The following is a 23,704-nucleotide window of genomic DNA, read 5'->3' on the forward strand; positions in this document are numbered from 1 at the left end:
GTAGTTCGGGGCCGCGTGGTGCGGGCCGGGTTGCGCACTACCGGCGACGACCGGCGGAATCCCGTCGACCGGCGGTCGTTGCGTGCAACCGTGCCCGGTGTACGTCAAGATTGCGTCAACGCCTCTGTCTGAGCATTTCGCGGCCGCCGTAGAACGCTGCGCTGGCCGCGAACATCCCCGCTACCAACAGCAGCCATCGCATCGCGTACGGCTCCTGTGTCTGACCCGTGGCGGCCTCGTAGGTCTCACTCCCGTGGGCGAAGATCCCCGGTGCGAAGAGCAGCAGGCTCAAACCCGCCCCGAGCGCGGGGATGCGCACCGCGTTGACGAACCTGCCCAGACGACTGACCAGCGTCCGGTCCAGCGCGGCGTACAGCGGAAAGAGGATCGCATCGTGCACCACCGCTGCCCCGACGAACCAGAGACCGATGGACTGCCACCACGTATCGGTGTTCCACAGGGCAGGGAAGCCGATCGTCAGGACGACCGCGCCGGCCAGGGCGAGGCAGCAGGCCGTGACCGCGAGATGCATCGGTCCTGCGCCGTACCTGGCTCGAAACGTTGTCATGCTCGCTCCTCGAAGAATTCGACGGACTCGATCCACTTGGTGGCGTGCACTCCGGGTATCGCCGGCATCATGATTCGAGCGGGGTAGCCGTGATCGAGTGACAGGTCGGCCCCGTTCACTTTCAGTGCGAGAAGTGAATCCGGATGCATCATCTGGTGTCCTCCGAAGGTGACGCGGTTGAACGACCCGACGGGTTCGAGCGACCGCACCTCACCGGTATCGACGGCATCGACACCCACGAGTGCCGCCAGATCTCGGAGCGGAACTCCGGTCCACGTCTGAACCGTCGACCAGCCCTCGACGCAGGAGATCGGGAGTTCGACGGTGTGCAGGTCCATCTGCTCGAGTTGAGCTCGGGTGAGTACTACCTCGGTACCGCCGGCCAGTACGGTCAGCCGCCACGCATCGCCTGTCTGCGCATCGGTGACGCCTGCGGACTGCGCGGTGCGGTTGATCTGGAAGTCGTTGGGGCCGTCGCCGTACGAGCGTCCGCGAGGCAGCAGTATCGCCGCTGAGCGCAGTGGTCCGCCCGTTGTCTGCCCAACGCTGAGGACCGCGACGAACAGTGCGCTGCCGCCCACGAGGGTGAGAGCTCCGCGTCTGCTGATCGTCGCCGGAGCGGGATCGGTTGCAGCAAGACCGGATTCGTCGTCGGCATCGGGCACCGTATCGGCGACGCGAATGCGCATCAACTCCAGGAACGGTCGGGTTCTCAACGCCGTCACCATGGTCGGAAGCTTGAGCGCCACGTGGGCGAGAAAGCCGGCGACGAACACCCAGGCGCCCCAGTAGTGCGCGGTGTAGAAACTGAAACCGAAGATGTAGTCGTACTGAATGTTCAGGACGCCGGTGATGATCTCGAAGAGGATGCCACCGACCAACGCCAGCAACGAGATTCGCTCGAGAAGGTGCGCGACACTGCGAACCGGGGGCATCTCGATCAGTTTCGGGATCACCGACCACAGCTTGGCCAGCACGATCGGCACCATGACCAGTCCCAGTCCCACATGCAGGCCCTGGGTGAGCCGATAGAGCCAGGCGGGCTCGGTCGGCCAGTCGAACGACGGAATTCGTAGCCACCCGACGTCGCCTGGCATGGCCTGGCCGAACTGTGGGCCGTATGCGGCCCAGGAGATGAATCCGGTGATCGTCACGATCGGCAGGGCGACGAGCAGGACGGACGCCAGGACCGACGTGAACCAGACACCGCGGATCGGGCTACGGAACGTGGGAAGTCGCTGCATTCTGGTTCCCGTCTCCAATTTTGTACCCAATAGTACAAACTGTGAGGTCGAGATTAGCGCACTCGGGGTCCTTTCGCCAGGGCTGGTCTCGGCGTCGGATGTCAGGTCGCGCGCCGCCGCAACGCGGCAACTGCTGCGTCCAGCGTGTCGCGCAGCGGTTGCACATCGCCCGCGATGCGAGCGATCAGCATTCCGCCTTGCAGTGAGGCGATCAAGGTAGCGGCCGCGGCGGCGGGATCGGTCGCGACGTCGAGTTCGCCTCGGTCGATCATGCGACGAAGTCCCTGCTCGAGAGGTTGCTCCCAGCGTCGGAACGCGGCGTTCAGGGTGGGAACGAAGGCCGCGTCGTTCTTCAGTTCTGCAGCGAGAGAACCGAGAGGGCACGAGAACGGGCCACCTGGTTGTTCGTGATTTCGCACGATCTCGGCGGCCCATGCGTCGATGTCCTCGAGGCTGTCGATGTGGGCCAGGCGTGGCTGGGCGGCGAGGACGCGCTCGAGCTGACGTGCGATAACGGCCTCGACCAGGTCCGACTTGTCGGAAAAGTAGTGGTAGAGCTGCGACTTTCCGGTCTCGGAGGCAGCAAGTACGTCGTCGAGAGTGGTTCCCGCGACACCGTGGTCGTACATCATCGACGCTGCGGCGTCGACGATCGCAGCTCTGGTTCGTCTGCCCTTGGCCGTTCTCGGCAGCTCCTTGCTCACGGGTGCTCGGCTCCTCGGTCGATGCTGTGAACAGCGAGTTCCACGAACACTCGTCCGTTCGATTCGATGGTTCGACGGGCTCGAAGGCCCGCGGTCACCGCCAGCGCGCGCAGCGAGCTCACGCCGACGCTGGCCCAAGTGAACCACTCGCCCACCGAGTCACCGGTTTCCCATCGGACCATTCGGTTCCGATCGTCGACATCGGGCGTGGACTCGACTTCGACGATGGCCGTCCCACTCTGGTGCAGCAGCGCACGAACCGTCGCCAGTAGTGCTGCGGGATCACCACCGATGCCGATGTTGCCGTCCGCGAGTAGTACGTGTGACCAATGGCCGGCGCGGGGGAGTGCCGAGAAGATGTCCTGTTCGACGGCGAATCCGCCCCGTTGATTCGTGATCTCCACAGCGACCGAGGACGTATCGACTCCCAGAGCGGGAACGCCGGCTCGGGTGAGCGCTTCGGTCAAACGTCCTGGTCCGCAGCCGAGATCGAGGGTGGGGCCGGTGCAGAAAGCGATCGAGGCTTCGTCCGCCCTGATGTCTTCGATCGTCGAATGGGTCCCGCCCATCCAGCGCGCGATCGGAAGTTCGGTGCGGCGGCCGTCGTAATCGGTGATCCACGAGGGCAGGCCGGCTCGGCCGCGGCGATAGACGTCGTCTGCAATCACCCGATTGAATGTACCAGCGGGTACAGTGGGAGGCGTCGCGAGACGAAGTCCATCAAATTTTCTGCCGGTGCCGTCAAGATTGCGTCAACACCTCTGTTCGACGCCACCGCGCGGCGCAAGACTTCTTCTCATGACACTTCTCGACATGCTTCCGTCCCTCGGTGCCGCGTACGTTGCGCGGTGCGATCCAGCGCTCTGGCCTGCAGATACACACTGCGTCTGTGGCCGCATCACGGTCGACGGCGTTGCGCTGGAGGATCTGGCCGATGCGCAGGGCACTCCGGTGCAGTGGGGCTCGATTCTGGTGACTCGGGTGCGCTCGGTCATCGCAGGCGAAGTGGGCGTCGATGCCGACTTCGGGGATCTGCTGCAGGCCGTCGTGGTCAATCGGCATTCGGTGGGCCCGGTGGTCAAGGTCGATGTGCACGGCCCGGGTCGACGCTGCGTCAGTCCGGTGGAGTTGCCCGCCGATCTTCGCGCAGGTGACGTGGTAGCGCTCGTGACCTCGCAGGTGCACGAAAACTCGTAGCAGGGGGCGAGGCGGGAGTGGAGCCTGCGGAACGACCTGAAGGCACCTCGCTCACATGCGGCGGAGCCGCTCAGCCCAGCGTGCGGTAGCGGCCGAGTCTGTTCCGAGTCCGGGTGGCGGCGTCGACGGTCGACAAGTGGCGGAGTTCTCGGGCGATGGCATCGGCGACTCGGGCGGAGAACGCAGCCGGTTCATCGGCGGCGTCGGGGAGTTCGGGGACGACGGCGTCGACGATGCCGTCGCGCAGGAGATCGATGGATCGAATGCCTTGGGCCTCGGCCATGTCCGGGGCGTGCACGGTGTCGCGGTGCACGATGGCACTGGCACCCTCCGGCGGAAGTGGTGCGAGCCAGGCGTTCTGGGCGCACAGCACCCGGTCGGCGGGAAGAAGCGCGAGCGCTCCACCGCCGGTTCCCTGGCCGAGCAGAATCGAGACGGTCGGGGTGTCGACGGTGACGAGATCGGAGATCGATCGCGCGATTTCCGGTGCCAGGCCACCTTCTTCGGCTTCCTTCGACAGTGCAGCGCCGAAGGTGTCGATCACCAGCACCAGCGGTAGGCGTAGTTCCTCGGCGAGGCGCATGCCGCGTCGCGCCTCTCGCAATGCCGCCGGACCCATCGTGGCGGTGGCGGAGCTGCTGCTGCGGTCGTTTCCGAACAGCACGCAGGAGATCCCTCGAATTCGACACAGCGACAGCAGGATCGACGTGTCGGCCTCGCCCTGACCGGTGCCGCTGAGCGGAACGTGTTCGCTGGCTGCGTGTTCGATGAGTTGTCGAATGCCTGGCCGATCTGCGCGACGCGACGACTGCACCGAATGCCAGGCTGACTGCTCCGGTATCTCGGCCGGCTCATCGCCGGTGAGATCGGGCGACACGGTGGCGTCGAGAATTACTCGAAGTGCGCGAATCAGTAGGTGACGCAGGTGATCCAGCGGCACCACGCCATCGATGACGCCGTGCTGGTAGAGGTTCTCGGCGGTCTGGACACCGTCGGGAAATGGTTTGTCGTACAACGCCTGATAGACCCGCGGGCCGAGAAATCCGATGAGCGCGCCGGGTTCGGCGACGGTGACGTGCGCCAACGATCCCCAGGACGCGAACACGCCGCCGGTCGTGGGATTGCGCAGGTACACCAGGTACGGCAGGTGCGCCGCCTTGTGTGCGGTGACGGCGGAGGCGATCTTGACCATCTGCACGAAAGCCAACGTCCCCTCCTGCATACGAGTGCCGCCGGAGGTGGGGGAGGCGATGAGCGGTAGGCCCTCTGCGGTGGCGCGCTCGATCGCGGAGGTGATGCGTTCGGCCGCCGCGACGCCGATCGAACCGGCGAGAAAGGCGAACTCGCAGGCGATGATCACCACGCGTCGGCCGTCGATGGTGCCCTCGCCCGTCAACACCGACTCGTCGACCCCGCTCTTCTCGCGAGCTTTCGCCAGGTCGCGCTGATAGGAGTCGTTGGGGCGAACGTCGACCGGCTCGGAGTCCCAGGACACGAACGATCCGCCGTCGAGAACGGAGTCGAGAATCTCGGCGGCGGATGTCCGTGGGCTCATGGAAGAACCCTAGCGAGAAAACGCTTCCTTCCACGAGACGGTCTTGCCGATCCGAAGAATGGAACGCTGGTAGATCTTCGCTGCGCCCATCGCCAGGATGGCGGTGGTGATCACCATCAGGACTGCCGAACCGACGATCTGTACCGGCGAGGTCACCCCGGCAGCGATGCGCAGCGGCATCATGATCGCGGAGAACGGGGGGATCCAGCTCAATGTGTTGGCCAGGGTGCTCTCCGGATCGCTGACGGAATAGAAAGCCGCGAAGAACATCGCCATGATCAGGATGAGTAGCGGCATGGTCGTCGAGTTGACGTCCTCCTGGCGCGAGACCATCGAGCCGCCGGCCGCGTAGAGCACCGCGAAGAAGGCGAACCCCAGGATGAACCACGCCAGCGTTGCCGCGAAGACGCTCACCGCGGCACCGGTGACCGTGAGTACCCCTGTGCCCAATCCTGCTCCCACACCGGCGATTCCGTACAGGGCGAGCTGCAGGATGCCGACCGCACCGATACCCAGGATCTTCCCCCACAGCAACTGCAGGGGGCGGACGGTGGAGAGCAGCAGTTCGACCACACGCGAGGACTTTTCCTCGACGACGCCCATCGCGACGTACATGCCGAAGCCGATGATCTGTGCGTACAGCAGGAACACTGCGGACAGGGCAAGAGCAGTCCGCTGACCGGCCTCGGGGTCCGGCGGATCGATCGCGTCGACGGTGACCGTTGCGGCACTTGTCGCTGCCCCGAGCTCGTTCTGGTCCACACCCTGTTGCGCCAGTGCAGTATTGGTGGCCTGCGTTGCGACACTGCCTTCGACGACGGCGCGCAACGTGCCGGTCAGATCGGACTCGGTGACAGCGGTGTACGCACCCGCAGTTCCGTCCGGAACCAACGCCACGTCGAGATCTCCCGATTCGACGCCGCTGCGTGCGGCCGCCGCGTCGGCTACCTCGCGCACCTCGACCGGAGATCCGACGGCGTCGCCGGTTGCTTCCACCACGGCCGCGATGGACTGGTCTCCGGCGATGCCGACGACGTCACGTTCTTCGTCACCGCTGCCGGAGAAGATCGAGAACGCGATGATGCCGCCGACGATGACGGCCAGGATGATCACGTTGCTGATGACGAAGCTCTTCTTCATCACCTGAACGGTGAACTCGCGCTTGGCTATCAAGGACACTGCGCTGAAGGAGTTCAGTTGGGAGCTCATGCCACTACCGCCTCTCGGAACAGGTCGCTCAGGGAAGGTTTCTGGATGGAGAAGTCGTGTACCGGACCGGTCGCCAATGCGGCTCGGAGGACTTCTTGATCGTCGGCCCCGGGTGCCAGGCCCAGGACGGTGACGCCGTCACTGTGGCCGAGGGTGCTCACCCCGGCGATGCCCGACGCCCATCCGGGGGCAGCGTTCGGTGCATGGACGCGCAGTTGCGCATCTCCCGATCCGCGTAGCTCGTCGACGGTTCCGACGGCTTTCATCGAGCCGGCAGCGATGATGCCGACACGGTCGCACAGGCGCTGCACCAGATCGAGTTGGTGGCTCGAGAACACCACCGGCACTCCGGCAGCGGCCTTTTCGCGCAGAACCTCGCTCATCACGTCGACGGCGATGGGGTCGAGTCCCGAGAACGGCTCGTCCAAGACCAGCACTGCGGGATCGTGCACCAGCGCGGCCGCCAACTGCACGCGCTGCTGGTTACCCAGGCTTAATGCGTCGACAGTGTCGTTGACGCGCTGATCGATTCCCAGACGTTCGGTCCAGCGAATCACCGCTGCCTTGGCGTCCTTGGACAACAGTCCGTGCAGCTCCGCCATGTACGCAAGTTGCGGACCGACCTTCATCTTCGGATACAGTCCGCGCTCCTCGGGCATGTAGCCGATGGTGCGGCGGACGTCGAGGTCGACGGGCTTGCCGCCCAACAGAACCTGGCCGGAATCTGCCGACAGAACTCCCAGCGCGATGCGCATCGTGGTGGTCTTGCCCGCGCCGTTGCTGCCGACGAAGCCGAACAGCTCGCCCGGCCGGACGTCGAAGCTGAGGTTGTCCAGGGCGATCTTGTCGCCGTATCTCTTGGAGACTGAGTCGATCGTGAGGGTGCTCATGGTGCCCTTTCGGTCGTTACTTCGGGTCGAAATCTTCGGTGTCTTCGAGTTCGGGGTCGGGGGTGATCCACGCGAGAACGACGGCCGGTGCGCATCCGCCGGCCAGCAGAGCAGCGAGCGTCCACAACGCTCCGGCGTACGCCAGGTTCTCGTTGTCGTACGTTCCCGACAGCACGATCAGGACCAGAACTGCCACCATCACCAGGGCCTGAGTGACGGTGAGGCCGATCGAGCGGGCTTCGTTGCGCTGCTGTACTTCCCACTCGTCGAGTGCGCCCACCGGTGCATCGCTGTGGCGACGTGACACTGTCTGCAACATCGTCCACGTGACGAGAAACATCACGGTGGCAGGGACCCATGCGATCGGTGCCCACCGGGAGAACAGTGACCACACGGCGATCACCAGCAAAGTGAGCAAGGACGCCATCACGAAGACGGCGAGAATGCGACGACGCTCTTGGGTGCGCCAGTTCGGAAGCCAGTGACGGGTTTTCGCGTCGTGTTCCAGGAATCGTCGAGTTCGATACGCCTGGTAGCGGGTGAGGAGGTCGGAGCTGGGTGTGGTCATCGATCCTTCTCCCTTCGGAAGAGTTCGGCCGAGAGTGGTCCGAGTTCGGTACGCGAGAACACTGCTTCGATCGGCAGATCGAAGACGTCGCAGATGCGCATCGCGAGGTCGAGGCTCGGGTAGTGGTCGCCCCGCTCGAGGGCGCCCACTGTCTGGGGATTCACTTCGACGAGTTCGGCCAGTTGCGCGCGGCTCATCTTCCGTTCTGCCCGCAGAACACCCACCCTGTTGTAGATCGGGAGCGCGGTACCGCGCTTGATGGGGCTCATGACAATGAAGTGTTGTATAAACCCAACGATGTGTCAACCGTTAATAACGATTTTGTTGATGCGCTTACAGGCTTTGTTGTTCCCTAGCTGCCACGACAACCGCATGCATGGTCGTCAGAAATTCGTCGATCGTTGCCCGCTGCTCTGGTGTGAAGCGGGCGAGCTCGTCGACGGCCCGACCGATGACGGGGCCGAAGAACGTCGTGCCGAGTTCGGCTGCATGTGTGGTGACCCGTAGGAGTACCCGCCGGCGATCGGCTGGGTCGGGTTCGCGTGATACCAACTCGCGCTTGGCCATTCGATCGATCAGAGCCGTGACCGACGCGGATTCCAGGCTCAGCTGTCCGCCGAGCCAGCCGGGTGTGGCACGCGTTCCGGCTCGGTCCGCATCCAGTAGGCAGATCAGCGCGCGGATGTCTGTCGGGTGAAGTGAGTGCTTCTGGGCGAAGTCTGCGCCGAGGAGATCGAGCTCGACGGTCAGTGCTCGCAACTGATGCACGGCGGCGACAGGTTCGGTCATGTGCTGATCCCTCGGGAGATGCTGGACGAGTGGTCTCTCCATTGTCTACTATCTCGATCATCGAGAGAAGTGAGGGTTGCAATGTCGCTGGACGAGTTCTTCTCCGCCTACGACCGGGTGCTGCGGAAGTGGCCGGCGGATACCCAAGCCATCGACGTGAACACGGTGCACGGCACCACGCGAATCAACGCCTGCGGACCCGTCGACGGCCCGGCGCTGGTGCTGCTCCCTGGGGCGGGTGCCACGTCCGCCGTGTGGTTCGCCAACGTCGAGGCGCTCTCGCAGCGATATCGGGTGTACGCGGTCGACCTCATGGGCGACGTCGGGCGCAGCGTCCCCGGACAGCAGTCCATCGACTCGGTGGACGAGCTGCTGAACTGGGCGACGGCGGTGCTGGACGAGCTGAAGCTGCCCACCGCGGCACTCTGCGGACATTCCTACGGCGCGATGATCGCCCTGGCGTACGCCCTGCGGAACGCGACCCGAGTCGATGCACTCACGCTACTCGACCCCAATGCTTGCTTCGGTTCCATGAGTCCGCGATACCTGCTTCATGCCCTTCCGATACTGCTGTCTCCCAACGAGACACGGCAGCGAAGCTTCGTAGGGTGGGAGACAGATGGCCTGGAACTGGATTCCGACTGGCTCGACGTCCTCGCGCTCGGAGCCGCACATTTCCCGACGGCGAAGACCATCGTCCCGAAACGGCCGAGGCCTGCTGCGTTCGAGGGCTTCAATGTGCGCACAACCGTGGTCCTGGCGGGGAAAGGGAAGGTACACAATGCATCCAAGATCGAACCGGCAGTCCGAGCCGTGTTACCTGACGCGCGAATCGCAATACTCGACGGAGCCACGCACCACACGCTGCCGATGCATCCGGCCGCCGAGGTGAACGAAATACTGCTGAGCTGACGTGAATCGGGTGCAGCTGACCGCGCTCACCGCGGTCAGCTGCACCCGATTCGCGTGACTACAGTTCCGACAACTGCCCGTCGGTCATCGTCCAGTGTCGAGTGCTGCGGACCGTGTCGAGCATTCTGCGGTCGTGTGTCACCAGCAGCAGCGTGCCCTCGAAGTTCTCCATGGCCCGTTCGAGTTGTTCGATGGCAGGCAGATCGAGGTGGTTGGTCGGCTCGTCGAGTACCAGCAGGTTGACTCCGCGGGCCTGCAGCAGGGCGAGTGCCGCGCGGGTTCGCTCACCGGGCGAGAGGGACGACGCCGGCCGCAGTGCGTCGTCGCCGCGCAGGCCGAACTTGGCCAGCAGGGTGCGGACCTCGGCGTCGGGCCACTCGGGAACCGCTGCGCTCAGGGCGTCGGACACTGTGCCCTCGCCGACGAAATATGCTCGTGCCTGATCGATTTCACCGATCGCCACGCCCGAACCCAGCGAGGCCGTGCCCTCGTCCGGGTCCAACCGGCCCAGTAGTACCGACAGCAACGTCGTCTTGCCGGAACCGTTGGGCCCCGTGATCAGAATTCGATCGCCCCAGTCGATCTGCGTCGTGACCGGGCCGAAGGTGAACCCGGATCGCCGCACGACGGCTCCGCCCAGAACTGCGACGACGGTGCCGCTGCGAGGAGCTGCCGCAATCTCCATCCGCAGCTCCCATTCCTTGCGGGGTTCCTCCACCACCTCGAGCCGCTCGATACGGCGCTGGGTCTGACGAGCTTTCGCGGCTTGTTTCTCGGTCGACTCGGCGCGCGTCTTGCGGGCGATCTTGTCGTTGTCGGTGGCCTTGCGTCGCGCATTGCGTACCCCGGACTCCATCCAATTCCGCTGCATCTGCGCGCGAGACTCCAACGCTGACTTGGTGTCTGCGAACTCGTCGTACTTCTCCCTGGCGTGCTGACGTGCGATTTCTCGCTCCGCCAGATACGACTGATAGCTGCCGTCGTACACATCGATGCGACGCTGCGCCCGATCGAGCTCGACGACTCCCGTCACCGTCCGCGCCAGAAACTCTCGATCGTGACTGACGACGACGATTGCCGCCCGCGTCGCGACGACGAACTGCTCCAGTTGCTCGAGGCCCGCCAGATCGAGATCGTTGGTCGGCTCGTCGAGCAGCAGGATGTCGTAGCGAGCGAGCAGAATCGCGGCGAGCCCTGCGCGGGCAGCCTGCCCACCGGACAGCGCCGTCATCAGCGCAGATCCGTCGACATCCAGACCGAGATCCGCCAGCACCTTCGCCGTGCGCTCCGCCAGATCCGCGCCGCCGAGCGCAAGCCACTTCTCCAGTGCCGGGGTGTAGAGGTCCTCGTCACTCGAGCCCAACGCCTCGGCGGCTGCGTTCATGGAGGCTTCGGCATCGGTCACCCCGGTCCGTCGACCGAGAAAGTCCAGCACCGTCTCCCCGGCAATGCGCTCGGGTTCCTGTGCCAGGTAGCCGACCGTGGCGTCGGGCGGGCTGGTGTAGATCTCACCCTCGTGATCGGCCGTCCCCACCCCCGCGAGCAGCGTCAACAACGTCGACTTACCTGCACCGTTGGCCCCGACGAGCCCGATCACATCACCCTCGGTCACCGTCAGATCCAGGCCGGAGAACAGGGTTCGATCGCCGTGAAAAGCGGCGAGATCATCGATACGAAGCGTTGCGGTCACACCGAAACTCTATGGCCCGGGAACAACACCACCCCACCCACCGTTGCCATTCGTATGACGTATTCAGCCGAGACCAGTACTGTCCCGACCATCGTGCTCAACGACGGCACGTCCATTCCCCAGCTGGGGTTCGGAGTGTGGCAGGTGCCCGACGACGGTGCCCAGGCCGCCGTGACCGAGGCATTGAAGGTCGGCTACCGCAGCATCGACACCGCCAAGGTGTACGAGAACGAAACCGGCACCGGCCGGGCCATCGCAGACTCCGGCATTGCCCGTGACGAGCTGTTCGTCACCACCAAGCTGTGGAACGACGACCAGGGCTACGACTCCACGTTGACGGCGTTCGACGCGAGCATGGATCGCCTCGGACTCGAGTACCTCGACCTGTACCTCATTCACTGGCAGCAGCTCGACCGCGACAAGTACATCGACACGTTCAAGGCTTTCCAGAAGCTCAAGGCGGACGGCCGCATCGGCTCCATCGGTGTCTCCAACTTCACCATCCCCACCCTCGAGAAGCTGATGGACGCCGTCGGTGAGGTGCCGTCGGTCAATCAAATCGAACTGCATCCGCGCTTCATCCAGGAAGAGCTGCGCGCCTTCCACACCTCGAAGGGCATCGCCACCGAGGCCTGGAGCCCGCTGGGCTCGGGCACCGTTCTGGACGAGCCGGCTTTCGCGCCCATTGCCGAGGCGCACGGAGTCACCCCGGCCCAGGTGATCCTGCGCTGGCACATCCAGCTCGGCAACGTGGTGATCCCCAAGTCGGTGACCCCGAAGCGCATCGCCAGCAACTTCGACGTGTTCGGATTCGAGCTCAGCAACGACGAGATTCAGCAGATCAACGCGCTGGATTCCGCAGACGGCCGCACCGGCCCGGACCCGGACAAGTTCAGCAGCTGACCTGTCACGTTCCAGGCACGTCGGGGGCCTAGTCTGTACTCATGTCCGATTCGCTCGCAGGCAAGACCGTTGCCCTCACCGCCGAGCGACGTGCAGACGAATTGGCCACCATGCTCGAACGCCGCGGCGCGAACATCGTTCACGCCGCGGCGATTCACGTTCTGCCCCTGATCGACGACTCGGAGTTGAAGTCCGCCACCGAGGGCATCGTCGAACGCCCGCCGCAGATCGTGGTGATCAGCACCGGCATCGGTTTTCGGGGCTGGCTCGACGCGGCCGCCGACTGGGGCATCCGTGATGACCTCGTTGAGGCTCTTGCGCACTCGCGGATCATTGCCCGAGGGCCCAAGGCGCGCGGTGCCATTCGTGGTGCAGGGTTACGAGACGAGTGGTCTCCGGCCACCGAGGCTTCGCAGGAAGTCTCCGATCATCTCGAGGCCGAAGGTGTTGCCGGCGCGGACATCGCGGTTCAGCTGCACGGGGTGATCACCGAATGGGAACCGACGATCCACTTGAGCGATGCACTGATCGAACTCGGGGCACACGTGCGGCCGGTTCCGGTGTATCGGTGGATCCGCCCCGTGGATCAGGCTCCGCTCATCGACCTGCTGTCGCAGATCATCGAGCATCGGGTCGACGCGGTCACGTTCACCAGCGCCCCCGCGGTCGCGTCCCTGCTCTCGACCGCAAAGGACAACGGCCTGCTCGACGCCTTCCTCGACGCACTTCGCGGCCCTGTCGCCGCGATCTGCGTCGGGCCGGTGACGTCGGCGCCGTTGGATGCGTTGGGTGTTCCGACCTCGATGCCGGGCCGGGCGCGATTGGGCGCGCTGGCGAAGTTCGTGGCCGAGGAGCTCGGTTAATCCAGAGTTTCGAGTAGTTCGGTCACCGCGGCTCGCCCGGCTCGGTTCGCCCCGATCGTGCTGGCGGACGGCCCGTAGCCGAGCAGGTGGACGCGATGGTTCGCGGCGACTCGGGTGGTCAGCCTGCCGTCCATCACGATTCCGCCTCCGTGTCCCCGCAGGCGCAGCGGCGCGAGGTGGTCGAGGGCGCTGCGAAAACCGGTGGCCCACAGGATCACGTCGGCGTGCTGACTCGACCCGTCCTCCCACACCACCGAATCTTCCGTTATCGACGAGAACATCGGCTTCCGGTCGAGCGCACCGCGTTTCCGGGCGGCAGCCAACGACGGCGTCAGCAGCAGCCCGGTCACCGAGACGACCGAACCGGGTGGCAGGCCGGCCCGCACACGTTCTTCGACCATCGCGACGGCCTCGCGGCCGGCATCGTGGTCGAACTCGCTGTCCCGGAACACCGGTGGTCGGCGCGTCACCCAGGTCGTGGACGTGACCTGCGAGATCTCGTCGAGCAGCTGGACGGCCGAGATGCCGCCGCCCACCACGACGACGTGCTTGCCGGCGAACTCGTCGGCGGTTCGATAGTCCTTGGTGTGCACTTGCCTGCCGGTGAACGTCTCGGCACCGTCGTAGTGCGGAACGAACGGCTTCTCCCACGTCCCGGTCGCATTGATCAGCCCCTCGGCCATGACGACGGTCTCGCCTGCCTCGACCCGGAACCGGGGTTCACGATCGCACACGACGGTCACCGTGACGGGGCGTCGAACATGCAGTTCGAAGCGGTCCTCGTAGGCGCGGTAGTAGCGGGGGACGGCGTCGGCGGCTGCGATGGTCTCGGCAGGCTCGTCGCCGAGGGTGTCGGTGAACGCCATTCCTGGCAGGTCGTGCACGCCGTTGACGGTGCTCAGCGTCAGCGAGGGCCAGCGGAACTGCCACGCACCACCCGGTCCTGGCGATCGGTCCAGCATCACGAACCCCTCACCGGCGGTCAGGCCCGCACGATGGAGGTGATAGCCGGCCGAGAGTCCGGCTTGGCCGGCACCGATGACGGCGACCCGAGTGTCGATCATGCAGACCAGTAGATCAGGCCCCGCACTGTCAATTCCTGTACTGGTGGGTAACCTCTGCTCTCGTGATCGGACTCTCTCGTGACGGCGACGTCGTCACCATCGAACTGCAGCGCCCGGATCGACGGAACGCGTTGAACTCCGAGTTGTGCCTCGCGGTGCATCGCGGAGTCGAACAGGCCGAGCGTGACGGCGCGCGGGTCGTGGTCATCACCGGCCAGGGCACCAGCTTCTGCGCGGGCGCGGATCTGACGGGGGACGCGTTCCCCGAGCATTTCGGACAGATCCTCGAGGACATGCTGACCGCGGTGGAGGCGGCCTCGATTCCTGTGGTCGCGGCGGTCAACGGCCCGGCCGTAGGGGCCGGCACGCAGTTGGCGATCGCCTGCGATCTGCGGGTCGTTGCGCCGGGCAGCTTCTTCGAGATTCCGTCGACGCGCCTCGGTATCGCGGTGAGCAACTGGACCATCCGGCGATTGGCTGCGCTCGCGGGCGGGGGAGTGGCGCGCACCATCCTGCTGGGCGGGGAGCGGGTGCACGCAGATCAGGCGTACACGTGCGGGCTGGCCAACAAGCTCGGTGATCGCGATGTCGCGACGCAGTGGGCGAAATCGATCTGCGAGCTCGCTCCGTTGGCGCTGAAGCACCTCAAGCTCGTGTTCAACGACGACAGGATTCACGATCATCCGACGCCGGAGCAGGCCGCAGCGTTCGAGGCCGCGTGGAGCAGCGAGGACATGAAGGAAGCGCGCCGCGCACGAGCAGAGAAGCGCAAGCCGAAGTTCGTGGGCAAGTGATCACCGGAGCGCCCGATGCGGGCGACACCGCGTGGCTGATGGCCAGCACCGCGCTGGTGTTGCTCATGACTCCCGGCCTCGCGTTCTTCTACGGCGGCATGGTGCGCTCGAAGAGTGTGCTGAACATGATGATGATGAGCTTGTCGGCGATCGCAGTGGTGTGGTTGCTGTGGTTGGCGTTCGGTTTTTCGATGGTGTTCGGCGACAACGTGATCGGCGGGTGGATCGGGAACCCGTTGCAGTACGCCGGGTTCGAGGGATTGTTGGGTGGGGTGTACACCTCGGCCGCAGGGACGGTGTCGATCCCGTTGGTGGGCACCGTTCCGGCGCTGGTGTTCGCGGCTTTCCAGGCGGGCTTCGCGATGGTGACGGTGGCGTTGATCTCCGGGGCCGTCGCAGACCGCATGCGGTTCGTACCCTGGGTGCTGTTCGCGGCACTGTGGTCCACTCTCGTGTATTTCCCGGTGGCGCACTGGGTGTTCTCGCTCGACGGCCTCACCAGTGAGTTCGGTGGGTGGATCACCAACCGGATCGGTGCCGTCGACTTCGCCGGTGGCACCGCGGTGGAGATCAACGCAGGCGTCGCCGGGCTGGTGTTGGCTCTGGTCGTCGGCAAACGTCGGGGCTGGCCGCGAGATCCCATGCGCCCACACAACCTTCCGGCCGTCATGCTCGGAGCCGGGTTGCTGTGGTTCGGCTGGTTCGGTTTCAACGCGGGATCGTCGTTGGCCGCGGACGGTGTCGCCGCGGTGGCGTTGGTGAACACGATGGGTGCCGGAGCGATGTCCATGGCGGCGTGGCTCGTCGTCGAGAAGTGGCGGGACGGCCATGCGACGTCGTTCGGCGCGGCCTCGGGCGTCGTGGCCGGACTGGTGGCCATCACACCGTCGTGCGCGGCGGTCACCCCTATCGGTGCCGCGGCGATCGGCATCGCGTCGGGTGCCCTGTGTGCTCTGGCCATCGGCCTCAAATACCGCTTCGGGTACGACGATTCGCTCGACGTCGTCGGTGTGCACCTCGTCGGTGGCATCGTCGGCACACTGATGATCGGACTCGTGGCCAGCGCCGAGATGCCGGCAGGCGTCGACGGTCTGTTGTACGGCGGCGGGCTGCATCAGCTGTGGGTGCAGGCGATCGCGGTGGTGGCGGTGTTCGCCTACTGCGCCGTCGTCACCACCGGCATCGCATTCGCGATCAAGGCGGTCATGGGAGTGCGCGCCGACGCTCAGCACGAAGCCGACGGCCTCGACGAGCACGAGCACGCCGAGTCCGCCTACGACTTCGGAGTGGGCCACGGAGGCAGCAACAAGCCTGGTCTTTTCGGTAAGTAGGGGCAACCCGTACGCGCCCTTTGGAAACCGATCGGTCGCTGAAAGTCGTTCTGTCCCTTTCGAGTCGATATGATCGATCGTTGTTCGGATCGACCCCGTTCGTTCATCTCGGGTTCGCCTCACTCGCGTGTTCCACCCATAGTTTTTCGCTGCTCGGCATCGAGTGATGGACACGACGAAAGACTGAGGAACATGAAGCTGACTCGATTCGCGGCAACGTCCGCATTGGTCATTGCAGCGATGACGACCGCCATGGGCACCGCCTATGCGGATCCGGCACCGGCTCCCGCCGCTGCCGTCGGGTGGAACGTCACCCAGGCCGGCAACCAGGTCCTCGTCGACACGACGGCCGGCACCCTGAGCAACGAAGACAACCACCTCGTGGTTCGTGACGCCACTGGCGCACTGGTCGACTCGGTTCCGCTGGCCATTGCCGCCGACGGATTCTCGCACCCCGTCGCCGCCGTGATCGACGGTAACCACGCCACCCTGACCGCCGATGTCTCGCCTGCCGCGGCAACGCCGGTCTCCGCCTCACTCCCGGGTCTGCAGCAGGTCGACCTGCCCGCCGCAGTCTCCGGCGTCAAGGACAACATCAGCCTCTCCGCATCGATCGGTGGATTCCTCGGAGCCGCAACCGGTCTGGTCACCGGCTGCTTCCTCGGAGCCATCGCTGCCGGCACCGTCTCCGCGCCTGCACTGCTGCTCTTCGGTGCCGCACCGGTTGCCGGATGCGTCGGCGGCGCACTGCTTCTCGGCTCGGGTGCTTCGCTCGCCGGTACCGCCATCGGCGGTCTCGGTGCCATTGCCGGCAACGCAGGGCAGTTCATTCAGCTCCTCAATGCTCCCCCCGCCGTCAAGAAGTAATTCTCTTTCAGTGCTGTGGCCCGCATCGGATTTCCGTTGCGGGCCACAGTCGTCGGCAGGTTCTCGTGGCTAGCGAGCCAGCGCAAGATCTCCCACGTGAGCACGTCGAGCGGCCGTCACGAGTTCTACGATGGCCTCGGCCACCTCGTGGGCCCGTTCCAGAATCACCATGTGCCCGGCCTGCGCGACGCGCACCAGGTGAGCGTCGGGTAGGTGTGCGGCAAGGGTTTCCGAGTGTCGCATCGGTGTCATCACGTCGTCGGATCCGCAGAGCACGAGGGTGGGAATCGAGGCGAGAGCGGCCAGGCCGGCCACCTCGTCGAGTCCTCGGAACGCCCCGAGGAAGCCGGCCATCGTCACGATGGACGTCTCGCCCAGCATCGCCGTCGCCAGCGTCACCACCCTCGGATCGACTTTTCGGGATCCGCATCCCGCTGTCCTGACGATGGGTCCACACACGCCACGACTGAGTCTCTTGGCACCCGACATCAGGCGAGGGGCTCGTCGCACAGCGGCCTGGAATACCGACACCGCGGGATGCGCGAGACAACTACCGAGTCCGTCGTCGGTTATCCCACCCGCCGACGTCGCGATCAAACCGACTCCGATCAGGCGCGTGCCGATGGCCTCCGGGTTCTGACGGGCGTAGGACAGCGCCGTCATTCCCCCCATCGAATGGCCGACGACGACGAACGGTCCGGACGGGACCACCGCGCGGATGACGTCGGCCAGGTCCTCGCCGAGTCGGTCGATGGTGCAACTCTCCGGGGCGGCCGCGCTCGACTCACCGTGTCCGCGCTGGTCGTACATCACGATCCGCACATCGTCTCCCCAGGCGTGCTCCACCTGTCGACGCAGTTCGGTCCACGACTGCATGCGCAGGCAGTGTCCGTGCACGAACACCGCGGTCAGCGGCGCATTCGGATGCCCGAACTCGCGAACCGCCAGCGCGGTGCCGTCGCCGGCAGCGACGGTGCTGCGGCGACCGACCTGATGGGTCTGCTCGCTGGTGATCTCGTTGGTACTCATGGGCGGCGCTCCGCGGGTGTGAGGGTCACGTGCTGCGACGACGGTGTTGTCGGGTACTTCGCTCCGTCGACACGCCGTGTTACCTGAATCACACAATTCGGTCGGTGTGGTAGCTGCTCGGACCAAGCCGGTTGGGAATCGGCACCGAAGTACTGGTGAGCGTTCAGGAGAGGACGCGCGTTGCCAGTGAGGAGATCGACCATGAGCTTCGGCATGGACAGGCTCGAGGATGTTGTGCCCCGAGCCGTAGCGGGAGATCGACTCGCTCTCGAGCAGGTGCTGGTGCTGATCCAGCCACCGGTTCGTCGATACTGCGCCTCCCGGATCGGAAATCTCGACGTCGCCGCGGACGATGTGGTGCAGGAGGTCTGCCTCGCACTGGTCACCGCCATCCCCAAGTACCGCGACATGGGCAAGCCCTTCATGGCGTTCGTGTACGGGATCGCCGCGCACAAGCTGGCCGACGCCGGTCGCAAATCGGTTCTGCGACAGACGTTCTCGATAGACGAGATGCCCGAGGAGCAATCCACCGATGCCGGGCCGGAGCAGCTCGCGCTCGGCGACGAACTGCGCAGCCACACCCAGGCCTTGATGGACACCCTGCCGACGAAGTACCGCAAGATCATCCTGATGCGAGTCGTGTGGGGTCTGACGGCACCGCAAACCGGCGAAGCGCTCGGAATGACGGCAGGAGCCGTGAGAGTCGCCCAGCACCGGGCGATGAACATGCTTCGTGCGGAACTGTCGAACTTCTCGCTGCTGGCGGCGCGCGCAGCCGCGTGATGTAGCCGCAGAAGCGGGACATTCGGTCCGTAATGTCCTGATCGTCGGAGTGAGTAACAGTAGCTACATCTTTCCAAGACACCCCGGCAACGTGACGGTTCTACGTTACTGACCCATGACCGCCGTACAACCAGCGCCGACAGACACCGCGCTCAAAGAGACGCTAGAGGACTACACGCTGCGCTTCGCGCCGCGTAGCTACCGCAAGTGGGGAACCGGTGTCGTCGCGACGTCCGCGCTCGGCGGCATCGCGTACCTCGCGGACTTCGCGATCGGTGCCAACATCGGAATCTCCTACGGAACCGGCAACGCACTCTGGGGCATCCTGGTGTTCGCCGTGGTGATCTTCCTGACGGGACTCCCGCTCGCCTACTACGCCGCCCGCTACAACATCGATCTCGACCTGATCACGCGCGGAAGCGGATTCGGCTACTACGGGTCGGTGGTCACCAACGTCATCTTCGCGACGTTCACATTCATCTTCTTCGCGCTCGAGGGTTCGATCATGGCGCAGGGACTCGAACTCGGACTGGGTATCCCGTTGCCCATCGGGTACGCGGTGTCCACGATCATGGTGATCCCGCTGGTCATCTACGGCATGAAAGCCCTTGCCAAGCTGCAGGTCTGGACCACGCCGCTGTGGCTGGTGCTGATGGTGCTGCCGTTCGTCTATCTGGTGATCAGCAATCCCGATTCGGTCGGGGAGTTCTTCGCCTACGGCGGCCAGGACGGTGCCGACGGCAAGGGCGTCAACATCGGGTCGGTGATGCTCGCAGCCGGCGTGTGTCTGTCGCTCATCGCGCAGATCGCCGAGCAGATCGACTACCTGCGCTTCATGCCACCCAAGACACCCGAGAACTCCCGACGCTGGTGGACGGCAGTGCTTCTCGCCGGGCCGGGCTGGGTCATCTTCGGCGCGCTCAAGCAGGTCGTCGGCCTGTTCCTCGCCGTCTACCTCATTGCCAACGTCGTCGACGGATCCACCATCGCCAACGAGCCGGTGCACCAGTTCCTGGAGATCTACGAGAACTTCATGCCGGGCTGGCTCGCCATGACCCTCGCGGTGATCCTGGTCGTCATCAGCCAGATCAAGATCAACGTCACCAACGCCTATTCCGGATCGCTGGCGTGGACCAACTCCTACACCCGTCTCACCAAGACGTACCCGGGCCGCATGGTCTTCGTGCTGTTCAACCTCGCGATCGCGCTGATCCTGATGGAAGCCAACATGTTCAGCTTCCTCAACAGCATCCTCGGTTTCTACGCCAACTGCGGTATCGCGTGGATCGCCGTGGTGGCGTCGGACATCGTCTTCAACAAGTACATCCTCAAGCTCTCGCCCAAGGTTCCCGAGTTCCGACGCGGCATGCTCTACAACATCAATCCGGTGGGCTTCGGATCCATGGCGGCGTCGGCGATCCTGTCGATTCTGGTCTTCTTCGGGGCATTCGGATCGACGATCAAGCCGTACTCGCCGATCGTGGCTCTCGTTCTCGCACTTGTTCTTCCGCCCATCCTGGCGGTGGCGACCAAGGGTAGGTACTACCTGCGACGCACCGACGACGGCATCGATCTGCCGATGTTCGACGAGCACGGAAACCCGTCCGACGCGCTCGTCATGTGCCACGTCAGCGGAATGGAATTCGAGCGACCCGACATGATCGCGTCCAACGTGCCCGGGCCGAACGGGGAGAAGCAGTACATCAGTTCACTGTCGCTGAGTACCGACAAGACGGGGGAGCACATCCTGCCCGAGCAGTAGGCGACTTCGTCGCAGGTGAGTGGAAACTCGTAGTGGGGCGCGAGTTTCCACTCACCTGGCGAGTCAGCGTCCTCGGAACTCGGGATCGCGACGCTCGAGCATCGCGTTGACAGCCTCGGAATGATCCTCGGTGTGGTGTGCGATGGCCTGATAGGCAGCGGAGAGTTCGAGCAAGGATTCCAGACTCTGCTGCTGGCCCTCGCGCAACAACTTCTTCGTCATACGCAGTACCTGCGGTGGGTTGGCCGCCACACGCCGAGCCAGTGTGTGGGCAGCGTCGAGCAGGTTTTCGGGCTCGACGACCCGAGAGACCAAGCCCCATTCCAATGCCGTAGCGGCGTCGATGGCCTCGCCGGTGAACGCCATCTCGCTCGCCCGTGCCATGCCGATGGCCCGGGGGAGCAGCCAGGCCCCACCGTCTCCGGGAATGATGCCCACCTTGGCGAAACTCTCGGAGAATGTCGCAGTGGTCGAGGCGATTCGAAGATCGCACATCAATGCCAGATCGCAGCCGGCTCCGATAGCTGGGCCGTTGACCGCGGCGATCGTGGGAATCTCGCAGTGATACAACGCCTTCGGGATTCGTTGAATGCCGTGGCGGTAGCCCTGCCGCAACTCGGCCGGGCTACCACCGAACATTCCCTGCTTGTCCCGCATGTGCTTGACGTTCCCGCCCGACGAGAATGCCGAACCGGCACCGGTCAGGATGGCAACCCTGATCGATGGATCCCCGTTCGCGTCGGCGATCGCGGCCTCGAGAGCGTCGATGGTCTCCATCTCGGAGATGGGATTACGGGCCTGGGGGTTGTTCAACGTCCAGGCGACGATGTCCCCGGTTCGCTCGATCAGCAGTGGTGCGTCGGTCATGGCGGGAGGGTCCTCCATCTTCTCGTGCAGCTCGGGTCGTGAGTGGAACCTCGTAGCAGGCTACGAGGTTCCACTCACATACGGCGAAGCCGCTCAGATGGTGCGCGTCAACCGATCCGCCAGCAATCGGGAGAACTTCGCCGGATCCTTCAGTTCCGTACCTTCGGCGAGAAGTGCCGTCGCGTAGAGCAATTCGGCGGTCTCGGCGAGGTGCGGATCGTCGCTGCGATCCTCGCGGGCCTTCTTCAATCCCGTCACCAGATCGTGGGTGGGGTTGAGTTCGAGGATGCGCTTGGAGGTCGGCACGAACTGTCCCGACGCCTTGTACATCTTCTCGAGCTGCGGGGAGAAGCTGAACTCGTCGCCGACGACGCAGGCCGGTGATGTCGTCAGGCGCGTCGACAGGCGCACCTCCTTGACGTCCTCACCGAGGGTCTCGGTCAGCCACGTGAGCAGGTCGGCGAACTCCTTGTCCTGCTCTTCGCGCTTGGCCTCCGACTCCTTCTTCTCCTCTTCGGTGTCGAGGTCCACCTCGCCCTTGGCGATGGACTGGAACGACTTTCCGTCGAATTCGGTGACGTTGCCGACCCACACCTCGTCGACCGAGTCGGTGAGCAGCAGCACCTCGAGCCCGCGAGCCTTGAAGGCCTCCATGTGCGGCGAGCTCTCGATCTGCTGACGGGATTCGCCCGTCATGTAGTAGATCTGCTGCTGGCCGTCCTTCATCCGGTCCACGTACTCGGCGAGGGTGGTCACGCCCTCCTCGGAGTCGGTGGACGCGAACGATGCGATGCCCAGCAGGGTTTCGCGGTTGTCGCTGTCGGAGATCAGGCCCTCCTTGAGGACCGTGCCGAACTGCGACCACAGTGTCTTGTACTTGTCGGGCTGCTCGCTCTGCAGTTCCTTGACCGTCGAGAGCACCTTCTTGGTCAGGCGTCGACGGATCGCGCGGATCTGCCGGTCCTGCTGCAGGATCTCGCGAGAGACGTTGAGCGAGAGGTCCGCTGCGTCGACGACACCCTTGACGAAGCGCAGGTACTCGGGCAGCAGTTCCTGCGAGTCGTCCATGATGAACACGCGCTTGACGTACAGGTGCACGCCGGCCTTGCTCTCGCGCATGAACAGGTCGAACGGTGCCTGCGACGGAATGAACAGCAGCGCTTGGTATTCGAAGGTGCCCTCGGCCTTGAACGGGATGACCTCGAGCGGCTCGTCCCAGGCGTGGCTGACGTGCTTGTAGAACTCCTTGTACTCCTCCTCGGACACCTCGTCCTTGGAGCGGGTCCAGAGCGCCTTCTGCGAGTTGATCGTTTCCGTCTCGATCGTGACCGTGTCCTCGCCGACATCGCCATTCTCATCAGCTGGGCTCTTGACGCGCTTCTCGACGTCGATGCGAATGGGCCAGGCGATGAAGTCGGAGTACTTCTTGACCAGTTCCTTGATCTTGCGCTCGGACGCGTAGTCGTGGAGGTGATCCTCCTCGTCGGCGGGCTTGAGAGCCAGCGTCACCGAGGAGCCCTGCGGGGCGTCCTCGACGTCGGTGATCTCGTAGGTGCCCTCGCCGGTGGACTCCCACTTGGTGGCCGTGCTCTCGCCGGCCTTACGGGTGAGCAGCGTGACCTTCTCGGCCACCATGAACGTGGAGTAGAAGCCGATGCCGAACTGGCCGATCAGCTCCTCGGAAGCCGCTGCGTCCTTGGCCTCCTTGAGTTTCTTGCGAACCTCCGCGGTGCCGGACTTGGCCAGCGTGCCGATCAGGTCGATGACCTCGGCGCGCGACATGCCGATGCCGTTGTCGCGGATGGTCAGCGTGCGGGCCGCAGCGTCGATGTCGATCTCGATGTGCAGATCCGAGACGTCGACGTCCAGGTCCTTGTTGCGGTACGACTCCAGGCGCAGCTTGTCCAGCGCGTCCGAGGAGTTGGAGATCAGTTCACGGAGAAAGCTGTCCTTGTTGGAGTAGATGGAGTGCACCATCAGATCCAGGAGCTGACGCGTCTCCGCCTGGAATTCGAGCTGTTCGGTACTCAATGTCTCCCCTTCTAGCAGCAAAACCGACGCGAATATTCTACGGCAAGGCTACGGGTGAGCTGCGAAGACGTCGGCGCCGCCTAC

General features: G+C 64.7%; 24 protein-coding genes. 9 read left to right on the plus strand and 15 right to left on the minus strand.

The window, feature by feature from the left end:
- Positions 1-115: 115 nt before the first annotated feature.
- The 4 genes from CH271_RS06645 to CH271_RS06660 form a co-directional block, all read right to left on the minus strand.
- Entirely contained in the window at positions 116-568 is a 453-nt protein-coding gene (locus CH271_RS06645) for a hypothetical protein (protein WP_094633061.1), read from the minus strand.
- Positions 565-1,812 (minus strand): molybdopterin-dependent oxidoreductase, encoded by a 1,248-nt coding sequence (locus CH271_RS06650; RefSeq protein ID WP_094633207.1) that lies wholly within the window; start codon positions 1,810-1,812, stop codon positions 565-567. Before CH271_RS06650 ends, CH271_RS06645 begins: the two co-directional genes overlap by 4 nt.
- A 101-nt stretch (positions 1,813-1,913) precedes the next feature.
- Positions 1,914-2,516, minus strand: coding sequence for a TetR/AcrR family transcriptional regulator (locus CH271_RS06655; protein ID WP_256986294.1), 603 nt, complete (start codon positions 2,514-2,516; stop codon positions 1,914-1,916).
- Entirely contained in the window at positions 2,513-3,184 is a 672-nt protein-coding gene (locus CH271_RS06660; protein WP_252341889.1) for a methyltransferase domain-containing protein, read from the minus strand. The genes CH271_RS06655 and CH271_RS06660 overlap by 4 nt, the downstream gene beginning before the upstream one ends.
- Before the next feature lie 130 nt (positions 3,185-3,314).
- On the opposite strand from CH271_RS06660, the gene CH271_RS28710 reads away from it, so the two are divergent.
- Positions 3,315-3,713: a hypothetical protein gene (locus CH271_RS28710; protein ID WP_179274594.1), complete on the plus strand. Its 399-nt coding sequence runs from the start codon at positions 3,315-3,317 to the stop codon at positions 3,711-3,713.
- Between the two features lie 70 nt (positions 3,714-3,783).
- On the opposite strand, the gene CH271_RS06670 is transcribed toward CH271_RS28710, so the two are convergent.
- From CH271_RS06670 to CH271_RS06695, 6 genes are all read right to left on the minus strand, one after another.
- Positions 3,784-5,268 carry a carboxyl transferase domain-containing protein gene (locus CH271_RS06670; RefSeq protein WP_094633062.1) on the minus strand — a complete coding sequence of 495 codons (1,485 nt, stop codon included), beginning with the start codon at positions 5,266-5,268 and terminating at the stop codon, positions 3,784-3,786.
- A 9-nt stretch (positions 5,269-5,277) separates the two neighbouring features.
- A complete protein-coding gene (locus CH271_RS06675) occupies positions 5,278-6,477 on the minus strand; it encodes an ABC transporter permease (RefSeq protein WP_094633063.1) in 1,200 nt (399 codons plus the stop codon).
- Positions 6,474-7,367: an ABC transporter ATP-binding protein gene (locus CH271_RS06680; protein WP_094633064.1), complete on the minus strand. Its 894-nt coding sequence runs from the start codon at positions 7,365-7,367 to the stop codon at positions 6,474-6,476. The genes CH271_RS06675 and CH271_RS06680 overlap by 4 nt, the downstream gene beginning before the upstream one ends.
- A gap of 16 nt (positions 7,368-7,383) precedes the next feature.
- Positions 7,384-7,935 carry a hypothetical protein gene (locus CH271_RS06685; protein ID WP_037191775.1) on the minus strand — a complete coding sequence of 184 codons (552 nt, stop codon included), beginning with the start codon at positions 7,933-7,935 and terminating at the stop codon, positions 7,384-7,386.
- The gene (locus CH271_RS06690; RefSeq protein WP_008719231.1) at positions 7,932-8,204 is read right to left on the minus strand and encodes a helix-turn-helix transcriptional regulator; all 273 of its coding nucleotides are present in this window, start codon (positions 8,202-8,204) and stop codon (positions 7,932-7,934) included. The genes CH271_RS06685 and CH271_RS06690 overlap by 4 nt, the downstream gene beginning before the upstream one ends.
- A 64-nt stretch (positions 8,205-8,268) precedes the next feature.
- A complete protein-coding gene (locus CH271_RS06695) occupies positions 8,269-8,724 on the minus strand; it encodes a MarR family winged helix-turn-helix transcriptional regulator (protein ID WP_094633209.1) in 456 nt (151 codons plus the stop codon).
- 81 nt (positions 8,725-8,805) lie between these two features.
- Here CH271_RS06695 and CH271_RS06700 point away from each other — a divergent pair, with 81 nt between their 5' ends.
- Positions 8,806-9,636, plus strand: a complete 831-nt coding sequence (locus CH271_RS06700) for an alpha/beta fold hydrolase (protein WP_094633065.1) — start codon at positions 8,806-8,808, stop codon at positions 9,634-9,636.
- A 58-nt stretch (positions 9,637-9,694) separates the two neighbouring features.
- On the opposite strand, the gene CH271_RS06705 is transcribed toward CH271_RS06700, so the two are convergent.
- Positions 9,695-11,326 carry an ABC-F family ATP-binding cassette domain-containing protein gene (locus tag CH271_RS06705; RefSeq protein WP_094633066.1) on the minus strand — a complete coding sequence of 544 codons (1,632 nt, stop codon included), beginning with the start codon at positions 11,324-11,326 and terminating at the stop codon, positions 9,695-9,697.
- Between the two features lie 54 nt (positions 11,327-11,380).
- Between CH271_RS06705 and CH271_RS06710 the strand changes: the two genes are divergently transcribed.
- Both CH271_RS06710 and CH271_RS06715 read left to right on the plus strand, forming a co-directional pair.
- Positions 11,381-12,229, plus strand: a complete 849-nt coding sequence (locus tag CH271_RS06710) for an aldo/keto reductase (RefSeq protein ID WP_037191781.1) — start codon at positions 11,381-11,383, stop codon at positions 12,227-12,229.
- A gap of 41 nt (positions 12,230-12,270) precedes the next feature.
- Positions 12,271-13,092, plus strand: coding sequence for a uroporphyrinogen-III synthase (locus CH271_RS06715; RefSeq protein ID WP_094633067.1), 822 nt, complete (start codon positions 12,271-12,273; stop codon positions 13,090-13,092).
- Here CH271_RS06715 and CH271_RS06720 read toward each other — a convergent pair.
- A complete protein-coding gene (locus CH271_RS06720; RefSeq protein ID WP_094633068.1) occupies positions 13,089-14,156 on the minus strand; it encodes a flavin-containing monooxygenase in 1,068 nt (355 codons plus the stop codon). The two genes, CH271_RS06715 and CH271_RS06720, sit on opposite strands and share 4 nt — an antisense overlap.
- 62 nt (positions 14,157-14,218) lie before the next feature.
- Here CH271_RS06720 and CH271_RS06725 point away from each other — a divergent pair, with 62 nt between their 5' ends.
- From CH271_RS06725 to CH271_RS06735, 3 genes are all read left to right on the plus strand, one after another.
- Positions 14,219-14,950 (plus strand): enoyl-CoA hydratase, encoded by a 732-nt coding sequence (locus CH271_RS06725; RefSeq protein ID WP_037191787.1) that lies wholly within the window; start codon positions 14,219-14,221, stop codon positions 14,948-14,950.
- Positions 14,947-16,281, plus strand: coding sequence for an ammonium transporter (locus CH271_RS06730; protein ID WP_094633069.1), 1,335 nt, complete (start codon positions 14,947-14,949; stop codon positions 16,279-16,281). Before CH271_RS06725 ends, CH271_RS06730 begins: the two co-directional genes overlap by 4 nt.
- A gap of 192 nt (positions 16,282-16,473) precedes the next feature.
- Positions 16,474-17,148, plus strand: coding sequence for a hypothetical protein (locus tag CH271_RS06735; protein ID WP_037191791.1), 675 nt, complete (start codon positions 16,474-16,476; stop codon positions 17,146-17,148).
- A 69-nt stretch (positions 17,149-17,217) separates the two neighbouring features.
- On the opposite strand, the gene CH271_RS06740 is transcribed toward CH271_RS06735, so the two are convergent.
- Positions 17,218-18,177, minus strand: a complete 960-nt coding sequence (locus tag CH271_RS06740; RefSeq protein WP_094633070.1) for an alpha/beta fold hydrolase — start codon at positions 18,175-18,177, stop codon at positions 17,218-17,220.
- A gap of 201 nt (positions 18,178-18,378) precedes the next feature.
- On the opposite strand from CH271_RS06740, the gene shbA reads away from it, so the two are divergent.
- Both shbA and CH271_RS06750 read left to right on the plus strand, forming a co-directional pair.
- Complete coding sequence (gene shbA, locus CH271_RS06745; protein WP_037191795.1) at positions 18,379-18,960, plus strand: RNA polymerase sigma factor ShbA; 582 nt, start codon at positions 18,379-18,381, stop codon at positions 18,958-18,960.
- Between the two features lie 115 nt (positions 18,961-19,075).
- Positions 19,076-20,722 carry a purine-cytosine permease family protein gene (locus tag CH271_RS06750; RefSeq protein ID WP_037191797.1) on the plus strand — a complete coding sequence of 549 codons (1,647 nt, stop codon included), beginning with the start codon at positions 19,076-19,078 and terminating at the stop codon, positions 20,720-20,722.
- Positions 20,723-20,785: 63 nt separating this feature from the next.
- On the opposite strand, the gene CH271_RS06755 is transcribed toward CH271_RS06750, so the two are convergent.
- Both CH271_RS06755 and htpG read right to left on the minus strand, forming a co-directional pair.
- Positions 20,786-21,589, minus strand: coding sequence for a crotonase/enoyl-CoA hydratase family protein (locus tag CH271_RS06755; RefSeq protein WP_094633210.1), 804 nt, complete (start codon positions 21,587-21,589; stop codon positions 20,786-20,788).
- 93 nt (positions 21,590-21,682) lie between these two features.
- Positions 21,683-23,620 carry a molecular chaperone HtpG gene (gene htpG, locus CH271_RS06760; protein ID WP_037191799.1) on the minus strand — a complete coding sequence of 646 codons (1,938 nt, stop codon included), beginning with the start codon at positions 23,618-23,620 and terminating at the stop codon, positions 21,683-21,685.
- Positions 23,621-23,704 lie beyond the last annotated feature (84 nt).

Source organism: Rhodococcus sp. 05-340-2 (genome assembly GCF_002258915.1).
Lineage (GTDB): Bacteria > Actinomycetota > Actinomycetes > Mycobacteriales > Mycobacteriaceae > Rhodococcoides.